Consider the following 1,123-nt stretch of genomic DNA (forward strand, 5'->3'; position numbering starts at 1 on the left):
GCTGGGGGGTGCGCCGCTGGTGACGTTCGCGGTGGCGTTGACCGGTGGGCTGCTCGTGGTGGTGGTGTGGCGGCGGTGGCCGGGGCGTGAGCTGCGGGCGTGGGCGCCGGTGGCGGCGCTGCTGGCGGCGGCTGGGGCGGTCGCCGGGGCGGCGGTGTTGCTGCCGGTCGGCGTGGCCGACGCCGGTCGTACGGTGACGGTGGCGGTGGTGCAGGGCAACGTGCCCCGGCTGGGTTTGGATTTCAACGCCCAACGGCAGGCGGTGCTCGACAACCACGTCGCGGCCACCGTGGCGTTGGCCGAACAGGTCCGGACCGGGCAACAACCCCGACCTGACCTGGTGGTGTGGCCGGAGAACTCGTCCGACATCGATCCGCTGCGCAGCGTCTCCGCCGGGCAGGCCATCACCCGGGCCGCTGACGCCGTCGGTGCGCCGATCCTGGTCGGGGCGGTGCTGCTCGGTCCCGGCGAGAAGCAGGTCCGCAATGCGGGCATCCTGTGGCGGCCGGGCAGCGGCCCCGACCTGGCGCAGTTGTACACCAAGCGGCACCCGGTGCCGTTCGCCGAGTACGTGCCGTTGCGGAAGGTCGCCCGGATGGTCAGCGACCAGGTCGACCTGGTGCGTAACGACTTTGTGGCCGGCGAGACGGCGGGGGTGGTGCGGTCCGGGCCGGCGGTGCTCGGTGACGTGATCTGTTTCGAGGTCGCCTACGACGCGTTGGTGCGCGACACCGTCGACGGTGGGGCGCAGGTGCTGGTGGTGCAGACCAACAACGCCACCTTCGACGTCGCGGAGGCGCGCCAGCAGTTGGCGATGGTCCGGTTGCGGGCGGTGGAGCATGGCCGTACGGCGTTGATGGCCTCCACGGTCGGGGTGTCCGGGTTCGCGACCCCCGACGGGCGGGTAAGCGGCGCCACCGGGTTCAACACCCGGGCGGTGGTGGTGCGGCAGGTGACCCTGGCCGGCGGGCGGACCCCGGCGACCCGCGTCGGGGTGTGGCCGGAGGTGGTCCTGACCGGGCTGGCCGTGGCGGTGCTGCTGGTCGCGGTCGGGCTGCGGCGTGCGGGGCGCCGCGACGCCGCGGGATAGGGCGGCAGCGGCGACGAGGGGGGTGTGGTGGGC

At 74.1% G+C, this 1,123-nt stretch carries 1 protein-coding gene; it reads left to right on the forward strand.

What is annotated here, in order from left to right; translation table 11 throughout:
* The coding region (gene lnt, locus E1166_RS30580) for an apolipoprotein N-acyltransferase (RefSeq protein ID WP_132343261.1) at window positions 1-1,090 on the forward strand (1,090 nt) is incomplete at its 5' end.
* Window positions 1,091-1,123 lie beyond the last annotated feature (33 nt).

The sequence above is a fragment of the Micromonospora sp. KC213 genome (genome assembly GCF_004348325.1).
Taxonomy (GTDB): domain Bacteria; phylum Actinomycetota; class Actinomycetes; order Mycobacteriales; family Micromonosporaceae; genus Micromonospora.